Annotated in this window: 16 protein-coding genes; 11 read left to right on the plus strand and 5 right to left on the minus strand. The window is 70.5% G+C overall.

Annotated elements, in window-relative coordinates; genetic code table 11:
• The first annotated feature begins 85 nt into the window (after window positions 1-85).
• Window positions 86-3187, plus strand: coding sequence for an efflux RND transporter permease subunit (locus ACZ6CZ_RS03315; RefSeq protein ID WP_469013939.1), 3102 nt, complete (start codon window positions 86-88; stop codon window positions 3185-3187).
• Between the two features lie 108 nt (window positions 3188-3295).
• Here ACZ6CZ_RS03315 and nadA read toward each other — a convergent pair whose 3' ends face one another.
• Window positions 3296-4480 (minus strand): quinolinate synthase NadA, encoded by a 1185-nt coding sequence (nadA, locus tag ACZ6CZ_RS03320; RefSeq protein WP_469013941.1) that lies wholly within the window; start codon window positions 4478-4480, stop codon window positions 3296-3298.
• Between the two features lie 263 nt (window positions 4481-4743).
• Between nadA and ACZ6CZ_RS03325 the strand changes: the two genes are divergently transcribed.
• Complete coding sequence (locus ACZ6CZ_RS03325) at window positions 4744-5100, plus strand: HesB/IscA family protein (RefSeq protein ID WP_469013944.1); 357 nt, start codon at window positions 4744-4746, stop codon at window positions 5098-5100.
• 110 nt (window positions 5101-5210) lie between these two features.
• Here the strand turns inward: ACZ6CZ_RS03325 and ACZ6CZ_RS03330 are convergent, their stop codons facing one another.
• Both ACZ6CZ_RS03330 and ACZ6CZ_RS03335 read right to left on the minus strand, forming a co-directional pair.
• A complete protein-coding gene (locus ACZ6CZ_RS03330; RefSeq protein WP_469013947.1) occupies window positions 5211-6944 on the minus strand; it encodes a hypothetical protein in 1734 nt (577 codons plus the stop codon).
• 117 nt (window positions 6945-7061) lie between these two features.
• Window positions 7062-7277 carry a hypothetical protein gene (locus ACZ6CZ_RS03335; RefSeq protein ID WP_469013950.1) on the minus strand — a complete coding sequence of 72 codons (216 nt, stop codon included), beginning with the start codon at window positions 7275-7277 and terminating at the stop codon, window positions 7062-7064.
• Between the two features lie 130 nt (window positions 7278-7407).
• Between ACZ6CZ_RS03335 and ACZ6CZ_RS03340 the strand changes: the two genes are divergently transcribed.
• On the plus strand, window positions 7408-8382 hold the full coding sequence (locus ACZ6CZ_RS03340) for a carbohydrate kinase family protein (RefSeq protein ID WP_469013952.1): 975 nt from the start codon (window positions 7408-7410) through the stop codon (window positions 8380-8382).
• A 136-nt stretch (window positions 8383-8518) separates the two neighbouring features.
• Here ACZ6CZ_RS03340 and ACZ6CZ_RS03345 read toward each other — a convergent pair whose 3' ends face one another.
• Complete coding sequence (locus ACZ6CZ_RS03345; RefSeq protein ID WP_469013955.1) at window positions 8519-9895, minus strand: aminotransferase class V-fold PLP-dependent enzyme; 1377 nt, start codon at window positions 9893-9895, stop codon at window positions 8519-8521.
• 311 nt (window positions 9896-10206) lie between these two features.
• Between ACZ6CZ_RS03345 and ctaC the strand changes: the two genes are divergently transcribed.
• From ctaC to ACZ6CZ_RS03365, 4 genes are all read left to right on the plus strand, one after another.
• A complete protein-coding gene (ctaC, locus tag ACZ6CZ_RS03350) occupies window positions 10207-11166 on the plus strand; it encodes an aa3-type cytochrome oxidase subunit II (protein ID WP_469013957.1) in 960 nt (319 codons plus the stop codon).
• Window positions 11163-12896, plus strand: coding sequence for an aa3-type cytochrome oxidase subunit I (gene ctaD / locus ACZ6CZ_RS03355; RefSeq protein WP_469013959.1), 1734 nt, complete (start codon window positions 11163-11165; stop codon window positions 12894-12896). The genes ctaC and ctaD overlap by 4 nt, the downstream gene beginning before the upstream one ends.
• A complete protein-coding gene (locus ACZ6CZ_RS03360; protein WP_469013963.1) occupies window positions 12893-13291 on the plus strand; it encodes a cytochrome c oxidase subunit 4 in 399 nt (132 codons plus the stop codon). The genes ctaD and ACZ6CZ_RS03360 overlap by 4 nt, the downstream gene beginning before the upstream one ends.
• Window positions 13292-13422: 131 nt before the next feature.
• Window positions 13423-14685, plus strand: a complete 1263-nt coding sequence (locus ACZ6CZ_RS03365) for a L,D-transpeptidase (protein ID WP_469013967.1) — start codon at window positions 13423-13425, stop codon at window positions 14683-14685.
• A gap of 110 nt (window positions 14686-14795) precedes the next feature.
• On the opposite strand, the gene ACZ6CZ_RS03370 is transcribed toward ACZ6CZ_RS03365, so the two are convergent.
• Window positions 14796-15197 (minus strand): response regulator, encoded by a 402-nt coding sequence (locus ACZ6CZ_RS03370; RefSeq protein WP_469013969.1) that lies wholly within the window; start codon window positions 15195-15197, stop codon window positions 14796-14798.
• 154 nt (window positions 15198-15351) lie between these two features.
• Between ACZ6CZ_RS03370 and ctaE the strand changes: the two genes are divergently transcribed.
• From ctaE to qcrB, 4 genes are all read left to right on the plus strand, one after another.
• Complete coding sequence (gene ctaE, locus ACZ6CZ_RS03375) at window positions 15352-15972, plus strand: aa3-type cytochrome oxidase subunit III (protein WP_469013971.1); 621 nt, start codon at window positions 15352-15354, stop codon at window positions 15970-15972.
• Between the two features lie 75 nt (window positions 15973-16047).
• The gene (gene qcrC, locus ACZ6CZ_RS03380; RefSeq protein WP_469013973.1) at window positions 16048-16860 is read left to right on the plus strand and encodes a cytochrome bc1 complex diheme cytochrome c subunit; all 813 of its coding nucleotides are present in this window, start codon (window positions 16048-16050) and stop codon (window positions 16858-16860) included.
• A complete protein-coding gene (gene qcrA / locus ACZ6CZ_RS03385; protein WP_469013975.1) occupies window positions 16857-17924 on the plus strand; it encodes a cytochrome bc1 complex Rieske iron-sulfur subunit in 1068 nt (355 codons plus the stop codon). Before qcrC ends, qcrA begins: the two co-directional genes overlap by 4 nt.
• Window positions 17921-19582, plus strand: coding sequence for a cytochrome bc1 complex cytochrome b subunit (gene qcrB / locus ACZ6CZ_RS03390; protein ID WP_469013977.1), 1662 nt, complete (start codon window positions 17921-17923; stop codon window positions 19580-19582). The genes qcrA and qcrB overlap by 4 nt, the downstream gene beginning before the upstream one ends.
• Window positions 19583-19704: the final 122 nt, after the last annotated feature.

Consider the following 19704-nt stretch of genomic DNA (forward strand, 5'->3'; position numbering starts at 1 on the left):
TACGGATCGCCGTGCGCGATGGCGCAGGGTGTGGGAGTGGGTGCCCGCCGGCGCCCTTCCGCTCACCGAAGAGAGACCCTGACCCATGTCCTGGCTGTCCAGATTCAGCCTCGCGCAGCGGGCCCTGATCGGGCTGATGTCCCTCATCGCGCTCGTCTTCGGGGCGATCGCGATACCCCAGATCAAGCAGCAGCTGCTGCCCACCATCTCGCTGCCCATGGTGTCGGTCGTCGCGCCGTACCAGGGCGCGGCACCCGACGTCGTGGAGAAGCAGGTCGTCGAGCCCATCGAGAACAACCTCGAAGGCGTCGACGGCATCAGCGGCATCACCTCCACCGCCGCCGAGGGCAACGCCGTCATCATGGCGTCCTTCGACTACGGCAACGACACCAAGCGCCTGGTCAGCGACGTCCAGCAGGCCGTCAACCGGGCCCGCGCGCAGCTCCCGGACGACGTCGACCCGCAGGTCGTCTCCGGCTCCACGGACGACATGCCGACCGTGGTCCTCGCCGTCACCTCCGGCGCCGACCAGCAGGCCCTCGCCGACCGGATCGACACCACGGTCGTGCCCGAGCTGAAGAACATCGACGGCGTCGGCCGGGTCCAGGTCACCGGCGTCCGCGACCTCCAGGTCACCGTCACCCCCGACGACGCCCGCCTCGCCCGGGCCGGCCTCACCGCCGCGGCCCTCGGCCAGGCCCTCCAGGCCGGCGGCGCCACCGTCCCGGCCGGCTCCTTCGACGAGGCCGGCGCCAACCGCACCGTCCAGGTCGGCGGCGGCTTCACCTCGCTGGAGCAGATCCGCGACCTCATGGTCACCGGGCAGGGCGCCCGCAAGCCGGTGCGCCTCGGCGACGTCGCCGCCGTCCGTGAGCAGCAGGCCCCGGCCGACTCCCTCACCCGCACCGACGGCCGCCCCAGCCTCGCGGTGAACGTCACCATGGACCACGACGGCAGCGCCGTCGCGATCTCCGACGCGGTCCGCGACAAGCTGCCGAAGCTGCGCCGGGACCTCGGCTCCGGCGCCCGGCTGACCGTCGTCAGCGACCAGGGCCCGGCGGTGTCGAAGTCCATCAAGGGCCTGACCACGGAAGGCGCCCTCGGCCTGCTCTTCGCGGTCCTGATCATCCTGGTCTTCCTGGCGTCGGTGCGCTCGACGCTGGTCACGGCGGTGAGCATCCCGCTGTCGGTGGTCCTCGCGCTGATCGTGCTGTGGACCCGCGGCCTGTCCCTGAACATGCTCACCCTGGGCGCGCTCACCATCGCCATCGGCCGGGTCGTCGACGACTCGATCGTGGTCCTGGAGAACATCAAGCGCCACCTCGGCTACGGCGAGGAGCGCCGCGCGGCGATCCTGGGCGCCGTCCGCGAGGTGGCCGGCGCGGTGACCTCCTCCACCCTCACCACGGTCGCCGTCTTCCTGCCGATCGGCCTGGTCGGCGGCATGGTGGGCGCGCTGTTCGGCTCCTTCAGCATCACCGTGACGGCGGCGCTGCTCGCCTCCCTCCTGGTGTCGCTGACGGTGGTCCCGGTCCTGTCGTTCTGGTTCCTGCGCGCCCCCAAGGGCACCCCCGAGGACGCCGAGGAGGCCCGCCGCCGCGCGGAGGAGAAGGAGGCCGCCAGCCGGCTCCAGCGCTTCTACGTCCCCGTGCTGCGCTTCGCCACCCGCCGCCGGCTGACCAGCGTGCTGATCGCGGTGTTCGTGCTGATCGGCACCTTCGGGATGTCGGGGCTGCTGAAGACGAACTTCTTCGACCAGGGCGACCAGGAGGTCCTCACCGTCAAGCAGGAGCTGAAGCCCGGCACCAGCCTCGCGGCCACGGACGAGCAGGCCCGCCGGGTGGAGAAGCTGCTCGCCTCGACCGAGGGCGTCAAGGACTACCAGGTCACCGTCGGCTCCTCCGGCTTCATGGCGGCCTTCGGCGGCGGCACGGACAGCAACCAGGCGTCGTACCAGGTCATGCTGGCGGACTCGGCGTCGTACGACGACGTCCAGCGCCGCCTGGAGGACGGCCTGAAGGAGCTGAAGGGCATCGGTACGACCACCGTCTCCGGCGGTGACGGCTTCGGCAACCAGGACCTCAGCGTGGTGGTCAAGGCCGCCGACCCGGCGGTGCTGCGCACGGCGGCGGAGCGGGTGCGCTCCACCGTGGCCGGCCTGGACGACGTCACGGACGTCACCAGCGACCTGGCGCAGAGCGTGCCGCGCATCTCGGTCAGGGCGAACTCCAAGGCGGCCGCCGCGGGCTTCGACGACCGGACGCTCGGCGCGGCCGTCACCGAGGCGGTGCGCGGCACCATGGCGGCCACCGCCGTCCTCGACGACACCGAGCGGGACGTCGTCGTGCGCTCCGCGAAGCCGGCCCGGACGCTGAAGCAGCTGCGCGCCCTGCGTCTGGGCACGGTGCGGCTCGGCGACATCGCCACGGTCCGGCTGGTGGACGGGCCCGTCTCCATGACCCGCATCGACGGCCGGCGCGCCGCGACGATCACGGCCAAGCCGACCGGTGACAACACCGGCGCGGTCAGCTCCCGGCTCCAGTCCGCGATGAAGTCCGTGAAGCTGCCCGCGGGCGCGACCGCCGAGATCGGCGGCGTCACCTCCGACCAGGACGACGCGTTCAAGAACCTGGGCCTGGCCATGCTGGCGGCGATCGCGATCGTCTTCCTGCTCCTGGTGGCGACGTTCCGCTCGCTGGCCCAGCCGCTGATCCTGCTGGTCTCCGTGCCGTTCGCGGCGACGGGCGCGATAGGCCTGCTGATCGTCACCGGCACCCCGATGGGCGTCCCGGCGATGATCGGCATGCTGATGCTGATCGGCATCGTGGTGACCAACGCCATCGTGCTGATCGACCTGATCAACCAGTACCGCCGGCAGGGTCACGGCGTCGTGGAGGCGGTGATCGAGGGCGGCCGGCACCGGCTGCGCCCGATCCTGATGACCGCCCTGGCGACGATCTTCGCCCTGCTCCCGATGGCCCTGGGCGTCACCGGCGAGGGCGGCTTCATCGCCCAGCCGCTGGCGGTGGTCGTCATCGGCGGCCTGATCAGCTCCACGCTGCTGACGCTGCTGCTGGTGCCCACGCTCTACGCGATGCTGGAGCTGCGCAAGGAGCGCCGCGGGGCGAAGCGGGCGGCGAAGCGGGAGGTGCGCGAGACCCAGGTGCGCGAGCCCGCCGGCGTCTGACCGCACCGGCACCCCGCACCCCCGGCACCCCGCACACCCGAGGCCCCGGCCCCCGCGTTCGCGCGGGGGCCGGGGCCTCGGGCTCGGAGAAAGGGTGGGCGGCAGCCGTTACGGCAGTGCCAGCATCCGCTCCAGCGCCAGCTTGGCGAACGCCTCCGTCTCCTTGTCCACCTCGATGCGGTTGACCAGCGTGCCCTCGGCCAGGGACTCCAGGGTCCACACCAGGTGCGGCAGGTCGATGCGGTTCATGGTGGAGCAGAAGCACACCGTCCGGTCGAGGAAGACGATCTCTTTGCCCTCGGGCGCGAAACGGTTCGCCAGCCGGCGGACCAGGTTCAGCTCGGTGCCGATCGCCCACTTGGAGCCCGCCGGGGCCGCCTCCAGGGCCTTGATGATGTACTCGGTGGAGCCGACCTGGTCAGCCGCCGCCACGACCTCGTGCCGGCACTCGGGGTGGACCAGGACGTTCACGCCCGGGATGCGCTCGCGCACGTCCTTCACCGACTCCAGGCTGAAGCGGCCGTGCACCGAGCAGTGGCCCCGCCACAGGATCATCTTGGCGGCGCGCAGTTCCTCGGTGGTCAGCCCGCCGTTCGGCTTGTGCGGGTTGTACAGCACGCAGTCGTCCAGGGACAGGCCCAGGTCGCGCACGGCGGTGTTGCGGCCGAGGTGCTGGTCGGGCAGGAACAGGACCTTCTCGCCCTGCTCGAAGGCCCACTCCAGCGCCCGCTGCGCGTTCGACGACGTGCAGATGGTGCCGCCGTGCTTGCCGGTGAACGCCTTGATGTCGGCGGAGGAGTTCATGTAGGAGACCGGCACGACCTGCCCGGCGACGCCCGCCTCGGTCAGCACGTCCCAGCACTCGGCCACCTGCTCGGCGGTCGCCATGTCCGCCATGGAGCAGCCGGCCGCCAGGTCGGGCAGCACGACCTTCTGGTCGTCCGAGGTCAGGATGTCCGCGGACTCGGCCATGAAGTGCACACCGCAGAAGACGATGTACTCGGCCTCCGGGCGGGCGGCCGCGTCCCGGGCCAGCTTGAAGGAGTCACCCGTGACGTCGGCGAACTGGATGACCTCGTCACGCTGGTAGTGGTGGCCGAGCACGAAGACCTTGTCGCCGAGTCTCTCCTTGGCGGCGCGGGCGCGCTCGACCAGGTCCGGGTCGGACGGCGAGGGCAGGTCACCGGGACACTCGACGCCCCGCTCGCTCTTCGGGTCGGCCTCGCGGCCGAGCAGCAGCAGGGCGAGCGGAGACGGCTGTACGTCCAGCTCCGGGGTCTGGGCGGTGGTCACGTCACGCACCCTTTCTACTTTTCGTCTAACTGACGCTATCTATCATATCCGGTTCACGTCACTTTGACGACGGCCATAGTGTCGATGTGACATGAATCCCGGTCGAGCCGATGCCGGCCGGACGTCCGACGTTTCCCGCCCGGGCGGCGTGTGCGAGCATGAGAAGGGAACGAAAGACGAAAAGCCCGGCCCGGAATGAATCCGCGGCCCCGGCGGTTGCACCCGTCGGCAAGCAGTCTCCGTACAACCCGGGAGAGATGTAGATGTCCGTATCGGACGAGACCACCACCGTCACCGACGGCATCGTCCTGACCGACGCCGCCGCGTCCAAGGTCAGGGCCCTGCTCGACCAGGAAGGCCGGGACGACCTCGCCCTGCGCGTCGCCGTCCAGCCCGGCGGCTGCTCCGGCCTGCGGTACCAGCTCTTCTTCGACGAGCGCTCCCTCGACGGTGACGTGGAGAAGGACTTCGACGGGGTCAAGGTCGTCACCGACCGGATGAGCGCTCCGTACCTCGGCGGCGCCACCATCGACTTCGTGGACACCATCGAGAAGCAGGGTTTCACGATCGACAACCCGAACGCGACGGGCTCCTGCGCCTGCGGCGACTCCTTCAGCTGAGCCGCCGGCCCGGCCGCACCCCGCACGTCGCGAAGGCGGCGGTCCCCGTACCGGGGCCGCCGCCTTCGCGTGCGTTCACCGCCGTGCGCCGCGGGGCGCCACCGGGGCCGTCAGCGGGACCCGGCCGCCGGCGGCGAGGAGTGGGCCGTCTTCGGCAGGCGCGCGCCCGGCCGCTCCTTCGCGATCCGCCGGCCGTCCGGCGCGGCCACCTTCCGGTCCCCGAGCGGCCGCTTCAGATGCACCGTGCGGTGGTAGACCTTGGCGATCAGCACACAGACCTTGTCCGGCCAGGGTGTCTCGGTGACGGTGACGGTGACCGTGCCGGGGCTCTCGGTGGCCGAAGCCGTGTAGTCGGCGCACACCCCGCCCTCGAAGGCGACGGTCAGGGCGGTGCCGGCCGTGCTGTAGCCCGTCACCCGCGCGGTCCGCTTCCCGGCCGGCGGCGAGACCGGCGCCGACCCGGGCACGGACCCGGACGCCGACGCGGACTCCGGCGAGACCAGGTAGGCCGGGTCGACCGCCGGGTGGGCCACCGTGAAGGCGCCCCGGGCCTGCGACCCGCGCACCCCGAACAGCCAGGACGGCACCAGCGCCCGGTGCCCGCCGACGGACTGCGCGGACAGACCGAACACCGCCCTCTCCACCGTCACCGAGGAGCCCTGGGAGCCCCCGGAGCCCTGGGAGGGGGTCACGGGGTGCGCCGGGGTCAGCGGGGCCGCCGAGGCCGACGCCCCGCACGGCTGCTCCAGCCGGTCCTTCAGGGGCACCGGCGACGCACAGCCCCCGATCCCCATGCGGTGCCGGCCCGCCGGCGCCGTGTTCATCAGCTCCAGCGTGCTCGCGGCACCCAGCACCGGATACGTGTCGCCCTTCACCGGCGCCACCAGCAGCCCGTGCCCGCCGATCAGCTCACCCCGCGCGTCCACGCTCAGCCCGGTCGTCCAGCCGTAGGTGGGCAGTCCGTCCACCACCGGCTCGGCGTCCACCACCCGCTGGGAGCCCATCACCTGACCCGCGTCGAGCTTCGCGGTCCGCTGGCCGAGCGCCGCCAGCACCGGCGCCGCCGCCTTCTTCGCCGCCGCCACGCTCACCGGGTCGTCGGCGGGCACGCCCGGGTCCTGCGCGCACACCGTGATCTTGGTGCAGTTGTCGGTGCCGGGCGCGTACCGGGTGTACGTCCACGCCCCCGGCGCCTGCCGGCTCACCCGCAGGCTCGCCCCCGAACCGTCCCGGCCGGCCCCGACCCGCCAGTCCTGCCCCTCGGCCACCGGCGCCCCCGCGACACCCAGCGCCTTCGCCAGCCGGGCCACGTCGTCCTTGCCGACCCGGCCCGACGCCACGTACACCGGGGCCGACCCCGGGCCCGCCGGCAGCGTGCCCGCCGCCCGGTAGGTGACGCCGTAGGGGTTGGGCTCCCCGGGCGCGATGCCGTTCGCGGCGCCCGGGTACCCGTCCAGCGCGAGCGGCGGGGGAGTGCCGTGGGCGCCGGACGCAGCGGAGCCCGTACGGTGTCCCGGGCCGCCGTTCGCCGCCACGTACGCCCCGCCGCCCCCGGCCAGCAGCACGGCGGCCGCCACGGAGGCGATGATCACCGGGGAGCGCCGTCGCCCGGCCCGCTCACCGGGACCGTCGTCCTGGCCGCTCGCGGCACCGGGACGGTCGCCGGGGCCGGGGCCGGAGTCGGAGCCCTCCCCGGGGCCGCTCGGCGGCCGCTCGCCGCGGGTGTCCCCGGGCGCGCTGCCGCTGCCGGCGCCGGGCGCCCCGCCGTCCGCCGCGGGGGTCGTCCCGGCGTCCTCGGGCTGCTCGGGGGGCTGCTCGGGGTTCTCAGGCCGCTCGGTGTCCACCGCATCGCTCCTTGCCGGTCCGTGTCCCACGTCTGCTGCGTCCCCCGCGCGGGGGACGGTGATGGGACGGGCCAGGGGAGCGCGCGGTTCCCTCCTGCCGGAGTACGAGCCGGCGTACTAGAGGGTGTCGCCGTACTCCGACAGGGCGTCCAGCAGCCGGGCGGACCTGGCCGGGACCTCCACCCCGTGGATGAGCGAGGGCGGGACCGGGCGGCTGCCGGTGTGCCGGGGCGCCGCCCAGCGCGGGGCCATCCGGGCGCAGTCGCCGCGCAGCGACGCCAGGTCGCCGTCCAGCTCGGCCTGGGCGGGGGCGTGATCCTCGAGGTTCGTCATGACCGCACCGTAGGCACGCCGAGGCGTGCGAAGAAAGAGCTACTATCGGGTAGTTTTGTCGGCTTCAGTGACGCGATCCGACCCGGTAGCGTGAACTGTCACTTCGCCTCCCTCCAGGAGAGTCCACGCCGTGCGCATCGCAGTCACCGGCTCCATCGCCACCGACCACCTCATGACCTTCCCCGGCCGCTTCGCCGACCAGCTGGTCGCGGACCAACTGCACACGGTCTCGCTCTCCTTCCTGGTCGACAACCTGGACGTGCGCCGGGGCGGCGTGGGCGCGAACATCGCCTTCGGCATGGGACAGCTGGGCACCCGGCCGATCCTGGCCGGCGCCGCCGGCTTCGACTTCGACGAGTACCGCGCCTGGCTGGACCGGCACGGCGTCGACACCGAGTCCGTGCGCATCTCGGAGACCCTGCACACCGCCCGCTTCGTGTGCACCACGGACGCCGACCACAACCAGATCGGCTCCTTCTACACCGGTGCCATGAGCGAGGCCCGCCAGATCGAGCTGAAGACCGTCGCCGACCGGGTCGGTGGCCTCGACCTGGTCCTGATCGGCGCCGACGACCCCGAGGCGATGCTGCGCCACACCGAGGAGTGCCGCTCCCGGGACATCCCCTTCGCCGCTGACTTCTCCCAGCAGATCGCGCGGATGGACGGCGAGGAGATCCGGATCCTGCTGGACGGCGCGACCTACCTCTTCTCCAACGAGTACGAGAAGGGGCTCATCGAGTCCAAGACCGGCTGGGGCGACGCCGAGATCCTCGGCAAGGTCGGCCACCGCGTCACCACCCTCGGTGCGCGCGGCGTGCGCATCGAGCGGGCCGGCGAGGACGTGATCGAGGTCGGCTGCCCGGACGAGGAGCGCAAGGCCGACCCCACGGGCGTCGGCGACGCCTTCCGGGCCGGTTTCCTCTCCGGCCTCGCCTGGGGCGTCTCCCTGGAGCGCGCGGCCCAGGTCGGCTGCATGCTGGCCACCCTGGTCATCGAGACGGTGGGCACCCAGGAGTACCAGCTGCGCCGGGCCAACTTCATGGACCGCTTCACCAAGGCCTACGGCGACGAGGCGGCCGACGAGGTCCGCACCCACCTGCGCTGAGCCCCCGGCCGCGTTCCGGGACCGGACGCCGGGACGGCCGCCCGGGTACGGAGGCACCGCCCGCCCGGGTACGGAGGCACCGCCCGCCCGGGTACGGAGGCACCGCCTCCGTACCCGGGCGGCCGCACGGCCCCCTTCAGTCCACCCGCCGCACCACGTACGCCGCCCCGCGCTCCGCCGGTTCCTCGCCCACGTACTCCTGCCCCCGCATCTCGCACCACGCCGGGATGTCCAGCCGGGCCGCCGCGTCGTCGGAGAGCACCCGGACCGTGCTCCCCACCGGCACCGTGCCGATCACCTTGGCCAGCTCGATGACGGGGATCGGGCACCGCTTGCCGAGGGAGTCGACGACCAGCTCCCCGCTCCGCACCTGGGTGGCCGCCCGCGGCGCCCCGAGCTTCTCCCGCACCCGGGCCACCGCTCCCGGCAGCACCGTCAGGAACCGCTCCACGTCCGCCTCCGCCGCACCCGGCGGCAGCGACACCCGCACGTTCCCCTCGCTCAGCACTCCCATCGCCGTCAGCACATGGCTGGGCCGCAGCGTGCTGCTCGTGCACGACGACCCGGAGGAGACGGAGAAGCCCTCCCGGTCCAACTCGTGCAGCAGCGCCTCCCCGTCGACGTAGAGACAGGAGAAGGTGACGATCCCGGGCAGCCGCCGCAGGGGGTCGCCCACCACCTCCACGTCCGCCACCAGCCCCGGCACCCGCGCCCGGATGCGCTCCGTCAGCTCCCGCAGCCGTACCGCCTCCTCGGCCGCCCGGGCGCGTACCGCCCGCAGCGAGGCCGCGGCCGCCACGATCGCCGGGATGTTCTCGAACCCGGCCGCCCGGCCCGACTCCCGCTCGTCCACCGCCCCCTGGGCCGCGAACCGCACACCCTTGCGCACGGCGAGCAGCCCCACCCCGGGCGGCCCGCCCCACTTGTGGGCGCTGGCCGCCAGCAGCGACCAGTCGCCCTCCACCGGGCCCCACCCGAGCGACTGGGCCGCGTCCACCAGCAGCGGCACCCCGGCCGCCCGGCACGCCTGTGCCACCTCCGCCACCGGCTGCTCGGTCCCCACCTCGTGGTTGGCGGACTGAAGACAGGCCAGCGCGGTGTCCGGCCGGAGCGCGGCGGCGTAGGCGGCCGGGTCCACCGCTCCGGTCCGGCCGACGGGCACCTGGCTCACCGTCCCGCCGGCCGCCTCGAACACCTCCGCCGAATGGAGGACCGACGAGTGTTCGACCGCTGACACGATCAGGTGGCGTCCGGTCCGCCGCCGTCCGGCCAGCGCCCCCGAGACACCCGTGTGGACGGCCCGGGTCCCGGAGGAGGTGAAGACCAGCTCGTCGGGGCGGCACCGCACGGCCTCGGCGGCCGCCTCCCGGGCCGCGTCGAGCAGCATCCGGGCCTTGCGGCCCTCCCGGTACAGCCGGGCGGGGTCCGCCCAGCCCTCGTCGAGGGAGGCCGACAGCGCCTGGCGGGCGACGGGATGGAGCGGGGCGGCGGAGGCCGCGTCGAAGTAGGACACAGGGCAACGGTAGGACGCCGGAGCGGGAGGGCGGGGCACGGGGCGCGGCGCGACCGCAACGGACCGTGCCACCAGCCACGATGGGTCCGCGACCGCACGTCAAACCGCCACAACCGGAGCTATTGGGCGCCCGATCCCACCCCTTCGGGGTGACGGGCGGCGCGTATGCCCCCCTCCCCGCGAAGCCCCGGAGGGCGTCGGCTAGGGTTTGGTCCGCATAAACATCCAAACCCTGCCCGACGCAGGGCGGCGACCGACCAGCGAGAAGGCCGCAGCCGACCGCGCGGGCGAGACTCTCGGGAAGGCGCTACGTGAGTCCCAACGGCTCCGACCGCTCGCCGCGGCGCCCGATGCGGCGGAAGCTGCTGCAGGCACTGACCGCGGGCCTGGTCCTGGCGACCGCTACCGGTTGCACATACAAGGACTTCCCCCGCCTTGGCATGCCCACCCCGACCACGGAAGAGGCTCCGCGGATCCTCTCCCTGTGGCAGGGTTCCTGGGCTGCCGCGCTCGCCGTCGGCGTGCTGGTGTGGGGCCTGATCCTGTGGAGTGCGATCTTCCACCGGCGCAGCCGCACCAAGGTCGAAGTTCCTCCGCAGACCCGGTACAACATGCCGATCGAGGCCCTGTACACGGTGGTCCCGATCATCATCATCTCGGTGCTGTTCTACTTCACGGCCCGGGACGAGTCGAAGCTCCTGGATCTCGACAAGAAGCCGGACGTCACGGTCAACGTGGTCGGCTTCCAGTGGAGCTGGGGCTTCAACTACATCGAGAGCGTCCCCGGTTCCACCGGCGACGCCAAGACCGACAAGAACCTGGCCGGCGTACCGGACCGGTACAAGAAGTACTTCCCGGCCGACGCGGGCGGTGTCTACGACGTCGGTACCCCGGGCACGCGGAACCCGCAGACCGGCAACCCCGGCCCGACGCTCTGGCTCCCCAAGGGCAAGACGGTCCGCTTCGTCCTCACCTCGCGCGACGTCATCCACTCCTTCTGGGTGCTGCCGTTCCTGATGAAGCAGGACGTCATCCCGGGCCACCCCAACGCCTTCCAGGTGACTCCCAACCAGGAGGGCACCTTCAGGGGCAAGTGCGCCGAGCTGTGCGGCGTCGACCACTCCCGGATGCTGTTCAACGTGAAGGTCGTCTCTCCGGAGCGCTACGAGCAGCACCTCAAGGACCTCGTCAAGAAGGGGCAGACCGGTTACATTCCCGCGGGCATCGAGCAGACGGCCCACGAGAAGAACCGGGAGTCGAACATCCTGTGAGCATCCTCAACGAACCCCAGGGTGCCGCGGCAGCAGGGTCCCACTATGAGGACGAGCTGCCGGTACGGCGCCAGCGTCGCGGCGAGGTCGTCGTCAAGTGGCTGACGACCACGGACCACAAGACGATCGGCACGCTGTACCTGGCGACGTCGTTCGCGTTCTTCCTGATCGGCGGCGTCATGGCGCTGCTGATGCGCGCCGAACTCGCCCGCCCGGGTCTGCAGATCCTGTCGAACGAGCAGTTCAACCAGGCGTTCACGATGCACGGCACGATCATGCTGCTGATGTTCGCGACGCCGCTGTTCGCGGGCTTCACCAACTGGATCATGCCGCTGCAGATCGGCGCGCCCGACGTCGCCTTCCCGCGGCTGAACATGTTCGCCTACTGGCTGTACCTGTTCGGCTCGCTGATCGCGGTGGCCGGCTTCCTCACCCCGCAGGGCGCCGCCGACTTCGGCTGGTTCGCCTACGCCCCGCTGTCGGACGCGATCCGCACGCCGGGTCTCGGCGCCGACATGTGGATCATGGGTCTGGCCTTCTCCGGCTTCGGCACGATCCTCGGCTCGGTCAACTTCATCACCACGATCATCTGCATGCGCGCGCCCGGCATGACGATGTTCCGCATGCCGATCTTCACCTGGAACGTGCTGCTGACCGGTGTGCTGGTCCTGCTGGCCTTCCCGGTGCTGGCCGCGGCCCTGTTCGCCCTGGAGGCGGACCGGAAGTTCGGTGCCCACGTCTTCGACGCCGCCAACGGCGGCCCGCTGCTGTGGCAACACCTCTTCTGGTTCTTCGGCCATCCAGAGGTGTACATCATCGCGCTGCCGTTCTTCGGCATCATCTCCGAGGTCATCCCGGTCTTCAGCCGTAAGCCGATGTTCGGTTACATGGGCCTGATCGCCGCGACGATCTCGATCGCGGGTCTGTCTGTGACGGTGTGGGCGCACCACATGTACGTCACCGGCGGTGTGCTGCTGCCGTTCTTCTCCTTCATGACGTTCCTGATCGCCGTCCCGACCGGTGTGAAGTTCTTCAACTGGATCGGCACGATGTGGAAGGGCTCCCTGTCCTTCGAGACGCCGATGCTGTGGGCCACCGGCTTCCTGATCACCTTCACGTTCGGTGGTCTGACCGGTGTCATCCTGGCCTCGCCGCCGATGGACTTCCACGTCTCGGACTCGTACTTCGTGGTGGCGCACTTCCACTACGTGGTGTTCGGCACGGTGGTGTTCGCGATGTTCTCCGGCTTCCACTTCTGGTGGCCGAAGTTCACCGGCAAGATGCTCGACGAGCGTCTCGGCAAGATCACCTTCTGGACCCTGTTCATCGGCTTCCACGGCACCTTCCTGGTCCAGCACTGGCTGGGCGCCGAGGGCATGCCGCGCCGGTACGCCGACTACCTGGCGGCCGACGGCTTCACCGCGCTGAACACGGTCTCGACGATCAGCTCGTTCCTGCTGGGCCTGTCGATCCTGCCGTTCCTCTACAACGTGTGGAAGACGGCCAAGTACGGCAAGCCGGTCGGCGTCGACGACCCGTGGGGCTACGGCCGTTCGCTGGAGTGGGCGACCTCCTGCCCGCCGCCGCGGCACAACTTCCTCACCCTGCCGCGGATCCGCAGCGAATCCCCGGCGTTCGACCTGCACCACCCCGAGATCGCCGCGCTCGAGCAGCTCGAGCACGCCGGTCAGGGCGGCGCCATCGCGGGCAGCAAGGAGGCCGGCAAGTGAAGATCCAGGGCTGGATGTTCGTCTGGCTGAGCGCCTTCATCCTGGTCATGGCCATCGTGTATGGCGTGTGGTCGGGGGAGCCCGCCGGCACCACGGCGCTCTTCCTGGCGTTCGGTCTGTCCATGATGATCGGCTTCTACCTGGGCTTCACCGCCCGCCGGGTGGACGCCGGTGCCCAGGACGACAAGGACGCCGACGTCGCGGACGACGCGGGCGAGCTGGGCTTCTTCAGCCCGCACAGCTGGCAGCCGCTCGCGCTGGGCGTCGGTGGCGCGCTGGCCTTCCTCGGTGTCGCGGTCGGCTGGTGGCTGCTGTACTTCTCCGCACCGATCATCATGATCGGCCTGTTCGGCTGGGTGTTCGAGTACTACCGCGGTGAGAACCGCACCCAGTAGCACGCGCCGCACGGCCCGGGAGCCCGGACACTCCGTCAGGAGAGTCCGGGCTCCTGCCGTTGTCGCAGTGTCGTTCGCTCGTTTGAGTCACCCGCCGCGACTGGACGTCCGCCAGCTCATAGCGTGATCATATGAACCACTTTCCGCGGACCCGCACGGTCGCCAGCTGCGCCTTGCTGGTGACCGCCGTCGGCGCGGGCGTCACCGCCTGCGGTTCGGACGGCAACCCCCTGTCGGCCAAGCCGTACGACGCGGCGGACCAGATCTCCTTCAGCGGCCCCACGGACGCGGGGAAGCGGGCCGACCCGGACAAGCCCCTGGAGGTCACCGTCGACAGCGGCGACGGCCGTATCACGGACGTCACCGCCCAGGACGCCACGGGACGCTTCGTGGCGGGCGAACTGGCCGCCGACGGCCGCCGGTGGCACAGCACCTCCCCGCTGGCCGCCAACGCCCACTACACGGTGCGGATCAGTACGGAGGACGACGACGGCGCCCCCGGCCGCAAGGTCCTCGTCTTCGACACCAGCAAACCCACCAGCACCAAGCGCCTGAACGTCACCTTCGGCCCGCAGTCGGGCGAGTACGGCGTCGGGCAGCCCATCACCGCCCAGCTCGACCAGGCGGTCAAGGACAAGGCCCAGCGGGCCGTCGTGGAGCGCGCCCTGCGGGTCGACTCGGTGCCCGCCGTCCCGGGCTCCTGGTACTGGGTGAGCGACAAGGAACTGCACTACCGCCCCAAGGAGTACTGGCCCAGCCACGGCACCATCCAGGTGCACAGCAACCTGGAGGGCATCAGGATCAACGACCGGCTGTGGGGCGGCGCCGCCAAGCCGCTGAAGATCACCACCGGCGACAAGCTGGTCGCCGTCACGGACGCCTCGGCGCACCAGATGACGGTCTACCGCAACGACCAGGAGATCAACCAGATCCCCGTCACCACCGGCAAGCCCGGCTACGAGACCCGCAACGGGGTCAAGGTCGTCCTGGCCAAGCAGTACTTCGTACGCATGCGCGGCACGACCGTCGGCATCGCCGAGGGCAGCGCCGACTCCTACGACCTGCCGGTCTACTACGCCACCCGGGTGACCTGGTCCGGCGAGTACGTGCACGCCGCCCCCTGGTCGGTGGGGTCCCAGGGCTACGAGAACGTCAGCCACGGCTGCACCGGCATGAGCACCAGCAACGCCGAGTGGTTCTTCGACACCGTCCACGAGGGCGACGTCGTCAAGGTCGTCAACTCCAACGGCGACGACATGGAGCCCTTCGGCAACGGCTTCGGCGACTGGAACGTCGACTGGGCCAAGTGGCGCGGCGGCAGCGCGCTGACCGGCGGCGCACCGGAGGGCCCCGCACCGCAGGACGCGGTCAGACTCCAGCCGCAGAGTCTGTGAGGCCCACCCGCGGCGGACGGATACGCCGCGGACGGACCCACCGGCGCGGCAGGCCGCGCGGCCGGCCCCTCGCGGGTCCGGGCCGCGCGGCCGCGGCGCGCCCGCCGGACTCAGGCGCTCAGCAGCCGCTTGCGGCGCAGCAGGGCGGCCAGCTCGGCGGCGAACTCCACCGGGTCCACCGGCAGGGTCACCGCGGCGTCGGCGCGGCTCCAGGTCGCCAGCCAGGCGTCCTGCGGCCGCCCGATCAGCAGCAGCACGGGCGGGCAGTCGAACACCTCGTCCTTGATCTGCCGGCAGATCCCCATGCCGCCCATGGGCACCGCCTCGCCGTCGAGCACGCACACGTCGATGCCGCCCCGGTCCAGCTCCCGCAGGACGGCCGCCGGGGTCGCGCACTCCAGGATCTCGACCGCGGGGACGTCGGGAGCCGGCCGCCGGCCGGTGGCCAGCCGTACCTGCTCCCGGGTGTTGGAGTCGTCGCTGTAGACCAGCACCGTGGCGGTCGGCTGCATTGTTCCTCCGAGACGTCAGTGTCGTACGGACAGGACGGACAGGGCCGTTCGGGCGGATGTTACCCCTCTGAAGACCACGTCAGCACCGGTTCGGGAGGCAGCAACACTCCGAACGGCACCCCCCGGAGTGAGGGCGGGATAAGCGACCGACATAATGTCGGTCGTGGCGACAGCAACGACAGTAGAAACCGGGCACGCGCACCCGTCGGTCAACCGGCCGAACCTCACCAGCGTCGGAACCATCATCTGGCTGAGTTCCGAGCTGATGTTCTTCGCGGCCCTCTTCGCGATGTACTTCACCCTCCGATCGGTGACCGGACCGGATCACTGGAAGGAGATGGCGCGCGCGCTCAATGTGCCCTTCTCCGCGACGAACACCACGATCCTGGTGCTCTCCTCGCTCACCTGCCAGCTCGGCGTGTTCGCCGCCGAGCGAGGTGACGTGAAGAAGCTCCGGGGCTGGTTCATCGTCACCTTCATCATGGGCGCGATCTTCATCGGCGGTCAGATCTACGAGTACACCGAGCTGGTGAAGAAGGACGGGATCTCCCTGTCCTCCGACCCGTACGGCTCGGTGTTCTACCTGACCACCGGCTTCCACGGCCTGCACGTGACCGGTGGCCTCATCGCCTTCCTGCTGGTCCTCGGCCGCACCTACGCGGCCAGGAGGTTCACCCACGAGCAGGCGACCGCCGCGATCGTCGTGTCCTACTACTGGCACTTCGTCGATGTCGTCTGGATCGGCCTCTTCGCCACGATCTACTTGATCAAGTAATCGGGGTAGCCGGAAGCGGCCATCCGATCCATATACGCAGCATCGACGCAGAAGATCCTGACACCGGGGTAATCCGTGAAAAAGCTCTCCGCACGACGACGCCATCCGCTGGCGGCGGTCGTCGTCCTACTCCTCGCGCTGGCGGCCACTGGGGGGCTGTACGCCGCGTTCGCACCCGCGAGCACGGCACAGGCCGATGAGACGTCCCAGTCCCTGACCATTCAGGAGGGCAAGAAGCTCTACCAGGTCGGCTGCGCCAGCTGCCACGGCACCGGCGGTCAGGGCACCTCCGACGGGCCCAGCCTGGTGGGCGTGGGCGCCGCGGCCGTCGACTTCCAGGTCGGCACCGGCCGCATGCCGGCGTCCACCTCCGAGATGGCCCAGATCCCGAGCAAGAAGGTCTCGTACTCCCAGGGCGAGATCGACCAGCTCGCGGCCTACATCTCCTCGCTGGGTGCCGGTCCGGCCGTACCCACGGCGGAGCAGTACGGCCCGAACGGCGCGGACATCGCCGCGGGTGGCGAACTGTTCCGCACCAACTGCGCCCAGTGCCACAACTTCGTCGGCAAGGGCGGCGCGCTCACCAAGGGCAAGTACGCGCCGAGCCTCGACGGCGTCGACCCGAAGCACATCTACGAGGCCATGCAGACGGGCCCGCAGAACATGCCGTCCTTCCCCGACACCACGCTGACGGAGAAGAACAAGAAGGACATCATCGCGTACCTGAACGCGGTCAACGGTGACCAGACGGAGAACTTCGGCGGTCTCTCCCTGGGCGGCCTCGGGCCGGTCAGCGAGGGTCTGTTCGCCTGGATCTTCGGACTCGGTGCCCTGATCGCGGTCGCCGTCTGGGTCGCCGCTCGGACCGCAAAGGCCAAGAAGTCATGAGTAGCCAAGACATTCCAGAAGAGAACCTGCCTGCCGAGCAGTCCGCAGGACACAACGCGCACGGCGCGGTGAGCGTCGCCGACGAGCGGAACCCGTTCGCCGACCCGGGCCTCCCGCCGCACGAGCACCGGATCCAGGACGTCGACGAGCGGGCCGCCAACCGGTCCGAGCGCGTGGTCGCCCTGCTGTTCACGGTGTCCATGCTGGCCACGGTCGCCTTCATCGCCGCGTACGTGACGATCCCGGCCGACAAGTCGGTCTTCATCTTCCCGATCGGTCACATGAGCGCGCTGAACTTCGCGCTCGGCCTGACCCTCGGTACGGCGCTGTTCTGCATCGGCGCGGGCGCGGTCCACTGGGCCCGCACCCTGATGTCCGACGTGGAGGTCGCCGCCGAGCGTCACCCGATCGAGGCTCCGGCCGACGTCCGCGCGCAGGTGCACGCGGACTTCCGGGAAGGTGCCAAGGAGTCGGCGCTGGGCCGCCGCAAGCTGATCCGCAACACGATGCTCGGCGCGCTCACCCTGGTGCCGCTCTCCGGCATCGTCCTGCTGCGCGACCTCGGCCCGCTGCCCGGGACCTCGCTCCGCCACACCCTGTGGTCGAAGGGCAAGCTCCTCGTCAACGTCAACACCAACCAGCCGCTGCGCGCCTCCGACGTGGCCGTGGGCTCGCTGACCTTCGCCAAGCCGGAGGGCCTGGAGGAGAACGACGAGAACTTCCAGAACGAGATCGCCAAGGCCGCCCTGATGATCATCCGGCTCCAGCCGGACAACATCAAGGACAAGCGCGAACTCGCGTGGTCCCACGAGGGCATCGTGGCCTACTCGAAGATCTGCACCCACGTCGGCTGCCCGATCTCGCTGTACGAGCAGCAGACACACCACGTGCTCTGCCCGTGCCACCAGTCCACCTTCGACCTCTCCGACGGTGCCCGAGTGATCTTCGGCCCCGCCGGTCACGCCCTGCCCCAGCTCCGCATCGGCGTGAACGACGAGGGCTACCTCCAGGCGCTCGGCGACTTCGAGGAGCCCGTCGGTCCTGCATTCTGGGAGCGCGGATGAGCACTGAACGCAACGCTTCGACCACACCTGCCGCCGACGCGTCGGGCCGCTCACGCGGAAAGGCACCGGCCGGCGAGCGAGTCGCCGACTGGGCCGACGGCCGGCTGGGGATCTACTCCCTGGCCAAGTCCAACATGCGCAAGATCTTCCCCGACCACTGGTCGTTCATGCTGGGCGAAGTGTGCATGTACAGCTTCATCATCATCATCCTCACGGGTGTGTACCTGACGCTGTTCTTCCACCCGTCGATGAACGAGGTGGAGTACCACGGCAGCTACGTCCCGCTGCAGGGACAGCTGATGTCCGAGGCGTTCAACTCGACCCTGCACATCTCCTTCGACGTGCGCGGTGGCCTGCTGATCCGGCAGATCCACCACTGGGCCGCGCTGATCTTCCTCGCCGGCATGTTCGTGCACATGATGCGCGTGTTCTTCACCGGCGCGTTCCGCAAGCCGCGTGAGATCAACTGGCTGTTCGGCTTCCTGCTGTTCGTCCTGGGCATGTTCACCGGTTTCACCGGTTACTCGCTCCCGGACGACCTGCTCTCCGGCACCGGTGTCCGCTTCACCGAGGGCGCGATCCTGTCCACGCCGATCGTCGGCACGTACATCTCGTACTTCCTCTTCGGCGGGCAGTTCCCCGGCCACGACTTCGTGGCCCGGTTCTACTCGATCCACATCCTGCTGCTGCCGGGCATCATGCTCGGCCTGATGGTGGGCCACCTGATCCTGGTCTTCTACCACAAGCACACGCAGTTCGCGGGTCCGGGCAAGACGGAGAAGAACGTCGTCGGCATGCCGCTGCTGCCGGTGTACATGGCGAAGGCCGGAGGCTTCTTCTTCCTGGTCTTCGGTGTGATCGCGGCCATCGCCGCGGTGACCCAGATCAACCCGATCTGGGCCATGGGCCCCTACCGGCCCGACCAGGTCTCCACCGGCGCCCAGCCCGACTGGTACATGGGCTTCGCCGAGGGTCTGGTCCGCTACATGCCGGGCTGGGAGATCAACTTCTGGGGTCACACGCTCGTCCTGGGCGTGTTCATCCCGCTGGTGCTCTTCGGTCTGGTCCTCGCGGTGATCGCGCTCTACCCGTTCGTCGAGTCCTGGGTCACCGGCGACAAGAGCGAGCACCACATCCTGGACCGCCCGCGCAACGCCCCGACGCGCACCGCGTTCGGCGTCGCCTGGGTCACCGTGTACATGGTCGGACTGGTGGGCGGTGGCAACGACCTCATCGCCACCCACTTCCACCTGTCGATCAACGCCGTCACCTGGTTCGTCCGGATCTTCTTCTTCGCCGGACCGGTCATCGCGTTCATTACCACCAAGCGGATCTGCCTGGGGCTGCAGCGCCGGGACCGCGACAAGGTGCTGCACGGCCGCGAGACCGGCATCATCAAGCGGCTGCCGCACGGTGAGTTCATCGAGGTGCACGAGCCGCTCAGCCAGGAGCAGCTGCACACCCTCACGGCCCACCACCAGTACCAGCCGGCCGCCATCGGTCCGGCGGTCGACGACAACGGCGTCGAGCGCAAGGTGAAGACCACCGAGCGCCTGCGCGCCAAGCTCAGCGGCGCCTACTACGGCGAGGACAACCAGATCGCCAAGCCGACCGCCGAGGAGTACAAGGAGATCACGAGCGGCCACGGCCACCACTGATCCCACGTCGCCACGCCACGGTCGAAGGGCCCCGTCCGGTGTTCGGACGGGGCCCTTCGCGGTCCCCGGGGCTGGATAGGGTGGACTCTCCGAGACTCCCCGTCCCGCGGTGCGGGACACCT

The organism is Streptomyces sp. NPDC041135 (genome assembly GCF_055592085.1).

Excerpts from the sequence above, each read along its gene's own strand:
- ACZ6CZ_RS03315 (WP_469013939.1), top strand. The coding sequence starts at position 86 with ATGTCCTGGCTGTCCAGATTCAGCCTCGCGCAGCGGGCCCTGATCGGG.
- ACZ6CZ_RS03325 (WP_469013944.1), top strand. The coding sequence starts at position 4,744 with ATGTCCGTATCGGACGAGACCACCACCGTCACCGACGGCATCGTCCTG.
- ACZ6CZ_RS03335 (WP_469013950.1), bottom strand. The coding sequence starts at position 7,277 with ATGACGAACCTCGAGGATCACGCCCCCGCCCAGGCCGAGCTGGACGGC.
- ACZ6CZ_RS03365 (WP_469013967.1), top strand. The coding sequence starts at position 13,423 with ATGAACCACTTTCCGCGGACCCGCACGGTCGCCAGCTGCGCCTTGCTG.
- ACZ6CZ_RS03370 (WP_469013969.1), bottom strand. The coding sequence starts at position 15,197 with ATGCAGCCGACCGCCACGGTGCTGGTCTACAGCGACGACTCCAACACC.
- ctaE (WP_469013971.1), top strand. The coding sequence starts at position 15,352 with ATGTCGGTCGTGGCGACAGCAACGACAGTAGAAACCGGGCACGCGCAC.
- qcrA (WP_469013975.1), top strand. The coding sequence starts at position 16,857 with ATGAGTAGCCAAGACATTCCAGAAGAGAACCTGCCTGCCGAGCAGTCC.
- qcrB (WP_469013977.1), top strand. The coding sequence starts at position 17,921 with ATGAGCACTGAACGCAACGCTTCGACCACACCTGCCGCCGACGCGTCG.